Origin of the sequence: Marinitenerispora sediminis (assembly GCF_003336425.1) — a bacterium.
GTDB lineage: Bacteria > Actinomycetota > Actinomycetes > Streptosporangiales > Streptosporangiaceae > Marinitenerispora > Marinitenerispora sediminis.
This window is the reverse complement of the sequence record NZ_QEIO01000207.1, coordinates 1-6,972: the sequence shown is the minus strand read 5'-3', so window position 1 is coordinate 6,972 and position 6,972 is coordinate 1. Positions and strand designations below refer to the sequence as shown.

5 protein-coding genes are annotated in these 6,972 nt (G+C 75.8%); 4 read left to right on the top strand and 1 reads right to left on the bottom strand.

Annotated features, from left to right (window positions below):
• Positions 1-232: 232 nt before the first annotated feature.
• The 4 genes from DEF28_RS24665 to DEF28_RS28160 all read left to right on the top strand — a co-directional run bounded on the left by DEF28_RS24665 (position 233) and on the right by DEF28_RS28160 (position 5,876).
• Positions 233-2,503 carry a polyprenyl synthetase family protein gene (locus tag DEF28_RS24665; RefSeq protein WP_114400483.1) on the top strand — a complete coding sequence of 757 codons (2,271 nt, stop codon included), beginning with the start codon at positions 233-235 and terminating at the stop codon, positions 2,501-2,503.
• A complete protein-coding gene (locus DEF28_RS24660) occupies positions 2,500-3,162 on the top strand; it encodes an ABC transporter ATP-binding protein (RefSeq protein ID WP_114400482.1) in 663 nt (220 codons plus the stop codon). The genes DEF28_RS24665 and DEF28_RS24660 overlap by 4 nt, the downstream gene beginning before the upstream one ends.
• On the top strand, positions 3,159-3,971 hold the full coding sequence (locus DEF28_RS24655; RefSeq protein ID WP_114400481.1) for an ABC transporter permease: 813 nt from the start codon (positions 3,159-3,161) through the stop codon (positions 3,969-3,971). The genes DEF28_RS24660 and DEF28_RS24655 overlap by 4 nt, the downstream gene beginning before the upstream one ends.
• Before the next feature lie 156 nt (positions 3,972-4,127).
• Entirely contained in the window at positions 4,128-5,876 is a 1,749-nt protein-coding gene (locus DEF28_RS28160) for a serine/threonine-protein kinase (protein ID WP_199493504.1), read from the top strand.
• Positions 5,877-5,955: 79 nt separating this feature from the next.
• Here DEF28_RS28160 and DEF28_RS24645 read toward each other — a convergent pair whose 3' ends face one another.
• Positions 5,956-6,906, bottom strand: a complete 951-nt coding sequence (locus DEF28_RS24645) for a DUF1177 domain-containing protein (protein WP_114400480.1) — start codon at positions 6,904-6,906, stop codon at positions 5,956-5,958.
• Between the last annotated feature and the right edge of the window lie 66 nt (positions 6,907-6,972).

Sequence of the window (6,972 nt, the reverse complement as noted above, 5' to 3'; positions counted from 1 at the left end):
CCGGGAAACCCCCCGTCAGGGCTCGTCCCCCGTGGCCGACCCTGGTCACGAGCCCGGCCGGCTCCGCCTGCGGCGGGGCCGTGAGCTGCCCGAACGCCCCCCGGCGGCCCGGACACTCGGGGCACCCGGGACGAACATCGCGATCACCCCCGAACACTGGGTAATCAAACTGCTACTCTGCGCGGCATGATGCGGGTCGGCGGCACCGCCGCCCGCGAGAGAGGAGTGGCCCGTGGAGGACTCGGCGGCGATCAGGTGGCGTCCGGACTGGCCGGAACGCGGAGCGGCACCTGATCTCGACGCGCATGATCGGCCCCACCCCGGCAGCGGGGTCGAACGGTGGTGGTTCGGCGCCGACCTCGTCGGCGCGGACGGCCCCTCCGGGCTGGTCTGCTCCTTCCTGCGCAACCGGGCGCCGACCGCCACCGGCGACGCCGCCGAGGCCCACGCCGTGCTCTGGTTCCGCAGCGGCGCCCGGGACCGGGCCCGCGACGGCGAGTCCTGGTTCGACGCGCCCTTCCTGGAGCAGCTCCGGTGCGCGGCCGCGGCCGACCCGGCCGTGGACCCGCGGGTGCGCCGGGCCTACACCGAGGCCCTGGGCGACGGGCGGGCGCCGCTGCCTGACCGGCTGCTGCCGGCCCCGGCACGGGTGGGCGGCGGCGGGCTCGACCTGGACTTCGGCGGCGTGGGGCGGCTGCGGCGGGACGCCGACGGCGGCTACCTGGTCGAGGCCGACGGAGAGCACAGCGGTTTCGCCCTCCGGTTCGCGCCGCTCCTCCCCGCGGTCCCCCAGCCCGCCGTGGACCTCCACGGCCGGGCCGGGCGCGGCGCCGCCTACGCCTACTGCGTCCCCCGCCTGGCCGTGACGGGCACCTACCGCCACGGGGAGCGCACCTCGGCGGTGGACGGCGAGGGGTGGTACGAGCACACCTTCGGCGACGCCTGGCACCCCGCCACCGCCGGGCCGCCCGCCTCCGACCTCGTGGGCACCTGGGCGCGGCTGCGGCTCGACAACGGATGGCACGTGCTGGCGGTCCGGCTCGGCGGGACCGACGTCGCCTCGCTGACGACCGAGGAGCACGCGTCCTTCGCCCTGGTGTGCGCGGCGGACGGCGAGCGGACCGAGGCGGCCGCCTCCCTGCGCGGCTGTGACCCGTGGACGTCGCTGCACACCCTCAACTCCTACGGCACCGGGTGCGACATCGAGGTCCCCCGGCTCCGGCTGAAGCTGCGCCTGCGGGCCTGGTTCCCTCGCCAGGAGACCCCGTCGCTGCTGTTCGGCGGCGGGATGCTGCAGGCGCACGTCAGCGTCACCGGCACCCTGGACGGCCGGGCGGTGGGCGGCACCGGAGTGCTGGAGGTGCTCACCGCGCACCGGGTCGCCGATTTCGAGCGCCACATCACCCGCGTCCGCGACGTCACCCTGGACGAGATCGCCCGGCTCTACCCCGCCCGTCCGGAGCGGCCCGCCCTGGAGGCCCGGGCCGGCCTGGAGGAGCGCCCCCACGAGCTGGAGGAGCTGGTGGTCGCGGACCTGCACGCCGCACTGGTGGAACCGGTCCGCCACGCGCTGGCGGGGCTGGGCAAGAGCTGGCGGTCCTACGTCGCGACGGCCGCCATCGAGCTGTTCGGGGTCGACAGCGAGCCCTACCGGCCGCTGCTGGGCGCGGTGGAGGTCCTGCACACCGGCAACCTCGTCATCGACGACGTCGAGGACCGCTCGCCGCTGCGCCGCGGCCGGCCGGCCGTGCACGTGGAGTTCGGCGAGGCCACCGCCATCAACGCGGGCACCGCCGCCTACTTCGTCTTCGACGACGTGCTGCACCGGGTGCTGCCCGACGACGAGCGGCTGCGGCTGCGCGTCTACCGCGCCTACCTCCAGGTGCTCCGCGCCGGCCACGCCGGGCAGGCGCTCGACATCGCCGGGCACCGGGCGGCCATGGACGCCGCGGTGCGCACCGGCGACGCCGAGTCGGTGCTGCGCCGGGTCCGCGCCGTGCACCGGCTCAAGACGGCCGCCCCCGTCCGCGGCATCGCCGAGATCGGCGCCCTGATCGCCGGGGCCGAGCAGGCGCAGCTGCGCGCGCTGCGCGACTACGCCGAGGCGGTCGGTCTCGCCTACCAGATCAACGACGACGTGATGGACCTGCGCGGGGTGACCGCTCCGGACGGCACCGGCGCGGCGCGGCCCACCAAGCACACCGCCGAGGACCTGCGCGCCGGGAAGGTAACCATGCCGCTGGCGCACGCCGTCGCGCTGCTGCCCGGCAGGGCGGTCCGCGACATGTGGCACGCGGTGCGCGACGGCGCCGCCGACCAGCAGACCGTCACCGAGATCGCCCGCGCGCTGGAGAAGCACGGGGTGGTGGACGCGTGCCTGGCGGAGGCGCGCGGCATGGTCGAGCGGGCCTGGCGGCCGCTGCAGGCGGTGCTGCCGCTCAGCCACCACTCCGTCCTGCTCCGCGCGCTCGGCGGCTACGCGGCCCGGAGGGAGCGCGAATGACCACCACACCACCGGAGCCGGCCCTGCGCGTCGGCGGCGTCCACCGGTCCTACGGCCGGCACCACGTGCTGCGCGGGGTCGACCTCGAACTCCCGGCCGGCCGCCTGGCCGGGGTGGTCGGCGAGAACGGCGCGGGCAAGTCCACCCTGCTCAACATCCTCGCCGGCCGGCTCTCCCCCGACGCCGGAACGGTGCACTGCCCGGGCCGGCTGGGCTACTGCCCGCAGCAGACGGTGCTCAACCCGGCGTTCACCGTGGACCAGCACCTGCGCTTCTTCCAGGTGGCCTACGACCTGCCCGACCTCAAGCGCGCCCACGCGCTGCTGGAAGTCCTCAACTTCACCGGCTACCGCCGCCACCGCGTCGCCGCCCTCAGCGGCGGCACGCGGCAGAAGCTCAACCTCACCCTGGCCCTCATGCACGACCCGCCGCTGCTCCTGCTGGACGAGCCCTACCAGGGGTTCGACTGGGACACCTACCAGCGCTTCTGGGACCTGGCCGCCGAGCTGCGCGACCGGGGGCGGTCCATCCTGGTGGTCTCCCACATCGCCTTCGACACCGCCCGCTTCGACCGCCTCTGGCACCTGGAGGCGGGCCGGCTGGTCGAGGGCGCCGGCGCCTCGGCCGCGCCGGCCCCGACCCCGGCGGTGCCGCGGTGAGGGCGCGCCGCGCCTGGCGGCGCTACCGCACCGCCACCGGGTACGCGCTGGTCGAGCACCTGCGCAACCGGCTGGCGCTCACCCTCGTGGTGTTCTTCGTGCCCGTCTGGATCACGCTGGTCTACCTGGTGATCGCCGACGCCGACGTGCGGTTCTTCCTGCGGGCCTCCGAGCAGACCATCACCGTGCACGGCAACCACGTCAGCAAGATCTCCGGCGCCATCAACGCGGTCACGCTGATCGTCGGCTTCATGATGTTCATCGTCACCTACCGCTCGGCGTGGTTCGACGAGCGCCTGGTGATGGCCGGCTACCCGCGCGTCCACCTCCTCGCCGCCAAGCTGACCGCGCTCGTCATCGCCGCGGCGGTGGTCTGCGGCTACGCCGTGGCCGTGATCGCCTACTACTGGACGCCCGCCCAGCCGGGCCTGCTCTGGCTGGCCCTCCTCGGTGCCGCGCTCGCCTTCGGCGGCATCGGGGTGATGCTGGGCGCGCTGCTGCGCGGGGAGCTGGAGGGCATGTTCCTCATCGTCATGCTGAGCATCATCGACATGGGCCTGCAGAACCCCGTCGCCAACCCCGCCTCCGACAGCGACATCGTGCGCTACCTGCCCACGTACGGCGCCACGCAGTCGGCCGTCACGGCCGGGTTCCTGGAGACCACCCCGGTGCTTCACCTGCTCCTGGGCCCGGTGTGGTTCGCCGCCGCCGTCGCGGTCGCCGCTCTCACCTTCCGCCTGCGCACCCGCGACCGCCGGCGCGCGCTCCTCCCCGTGCTCCGGCGCCGGGCCCGGACCGGCGGGGGGTGAGGGGCCGGTTCCGGGTCTGGCCTCCCAGGCGCGTCCGGAACCGGCCACGCCGGCACAGGAGTGCGGGGCCGGCGTGCGGACTCCCTCGCCGGCCCCGTCCGCCTTCTGCCATCATCGGGCGGACGGGGCCGCACGACTCACGACGGGACGGCGTCCATGCCAGGTGCTCTGCGGGCTGGTGATCCCCTCCAGGTCGGGCCGTACCGGCTGGTGGGGCGGCTCGGCGGCGGCGGCATGGGGCAGGTGTTCCTCGGCCGCTCCCCGGGCGGGCGGCTGGTGGCGGTCAAGCTCGTGCGGCCGGAACTGGCCGGCGACCCCGGATTCCGGCGGCGCTTCGCCGCCGAGGTGCGCGCCGCCCGCGCGGTGGGCGGGTTCTACACCGCCCAGGTGGTGGCCTCCGACCCCGGTGCGGAGCGGCCGTGGCTGGCCACCGCCTACATCCCCGGCCCCTCACTGCACGAGGCGGTGGAGGAGCACGGGCCGCTGCCGGGCGCCTCGGTGGCGCTGCTCGGGTCGGGCCTGGCCGAGGGGCTGGCCGCCGTGCACGCCAGTGGGCTGGTGCACCGGGACCTCAAGCCCGGCAACGTCATCCTGGCGGCCGACGGGCCGCGCATCATCGACTTCGGCATCGCGCGGGCGCTGGAGTCGACCGTCCTCACCCAGACGCACACCGTACTGGGCTCGGTCGGGTTCATGTCGCCGGAGCAGGCCCGCGGCGGCGAGGTGGGGCCGACGTCGGACGTGTTCTCGCTGGGGTGCGTACTGGTGTTCGCCGCCACCGGCCGCGGCCCGTTCGGGACCGGCCGGCTGGACGCGCTCGCCTACCGGGTCGTGCACGAGGGCCCGGAGCTGGCCGGCCTGCCCGCGGACCTGGCCGGTGCGGTGGCGCCGTGCCTGGCCAAGGACCCCGCCGCGCGGCCGAGCCTTGAGGAGGTACTGGCGTCGCTCAGCGGGCTCGTGCCGGCCGCGGCCGAGCGCGGGGCGGGGCGGTGGCTGCCGGAGGCGGTCACCGAGGTCATCGCGGACCGCGAGACGCTGCGGGTGACCACCGCCGAGCCCCCGGGGGCGGCCGCCGGCGGCGGGGCCCCGGCACCGGAGCCGGCCCCCGCACCGGGCACGGACGGCGCCGCGCCGGATCGGGCGCGGGTCACGGTCGGCAACCTCAGCACGGGCCGGCTGGACGTCCTCTGCGACGGCGCCGTGCTGGGCACGATCGACGCGGGGGCGAGCCGCACCTTCCACGTCAGCCCGGGCGCGCACTCCCTGCAGGCGCGGGCCGGAGCGCACCGCAGCGAAGCGCGGCAGCTGCGCGCGCGCCCCGGCAGCTCCTTCAGGCTCGCCTTCGACATCCCCGGCGGTCACGTCGACACCCGGCCGATGCGCGTCACCTCGGTGACGTTCACGGGCAGCAGAGTGCGGCGGTGGTGGCGGACCACGCTCGTGACGACGCTGTCCTTCACGCTGCTGTTCGGCTGGCTGGTCGCGGCGGCGACGGCCGAGGAGCGAGCGGGCCTGGGAGCGGGCGAGTCCCTTCTCGGCATAGGCGGGTTCCTGCTCGCTGTCGCTCCGCCCAGCCTGGTCCTGGGCCTCGCCTACGGCCTGGTGGGCCTGCTGCTCCCGCCCCGCCGCCTCACGCTGGGGCGGGACGGCCTTCTGCTGCGCTCCGGCCGCGGGGGACGGGAGGTCTCGATCGGCTGGGCGGAACTCGACCAGGTCAGCGTGGTCGGCGGCGGCCGCGGCGCCGTCCTGGTCGCCTGGTACGGCCGCCCGCCCGGGGGCGCCCGGTCCCGGGTGCGCAGGTTCCGGCTCGCCAGCGTCGGGGTGACCGGCGGACGGGAGCTCGGACGGCTGCGCGCCGCCCTGCGGTGGTTCGCCTCCGACGTCTACCAAGGGCGGCCGGAGTGACCCGCCGCCGCTCCCCCGCACCGCGCGCCCCGCGCGGTGCGGGGCCCGCGGCCCAGCTCCCGGCCGGCGGCCGGGCCGCTCACGAGGCGGCGGCGGGATGCGCACCGCGCAGGCGGGACATGCCTCCGTAGAGCTCGGTCAGGCGGCTGACCTCGGCGGGGTCGACGAAACGCGCGATGCCGCGGCCGAAGTCCTTGGCGGTCTCGATGACGAAGCGGACGGCGGTCTCCACGCTGCCCAGGTCGGTGGCGCCGGTGGCCGAGCCCGCCACGGCGGTCTCGGTGACGATGGCGACCCCCACCACCGGGGCGGTGGTGGCGGTGGACGGCTGCAGGATCGAGTTCACGTGGTAGACCCCGTTGCCGTACGGGGTGATGTCCTGCATCGTCAGCGGCATGACGACCGGCGGCCGGCCCGTCGTGCGGGACACGACGTCCAGCAGGGTCTCGGGGACGCGCACGATCCAGCCGTCGACGACCGCCGGTGTGATCGCGATGCCGTGGTGGTTGCAGACCCGGTTGCCCTTGGTGGTGTCGACCGACAGGATCGCGTCCATGCCGGCGAGGACCTCGTGCTCGTTGCTCACGTGCTGGTCCACGACCGAGCTCATGAAGGGCACGGGGTCGTGCGGGCGGGTCGGCGCGTCCGGGTCGATGTGCGTCGCCAGGACGACGTCGCCGGGCAGGACGTCGCCGCGGCGGCGCATGTCCAGGAGTTTCGCGGCGGCCGCGACCGTGGTCAGGGCACCGTCGCCGTCACTGACGAAGCCGATCTGCTCCGGGCGGGCGCCCAGGCCGCCCAGCCGGCCGACGACGCCCAGCGTGGGCGCCGCCCCGCCGGCGGCTGCTCCGGCGGCGCCGGGGACGGTCACACGGACGAAGTCGGTCGATCCTCCCTCTCCGGTGACGGTCTCGACCACGACTTCCTCCTCGCGCGCTCCGTGGGCCCGCAGGTACTCCGCCACGGCGCTGCCGTCGGCCGCCGGGGTGTCGAGCAGGTCGTAGGCCCCGATGACGTGGCTCCAGGACATGGGTGCTCCCCTTCCGTTGCTGGTGGGTTGTCCGTTCTGCGCGCGGGGCGCGGGGGGGTGGCGGGG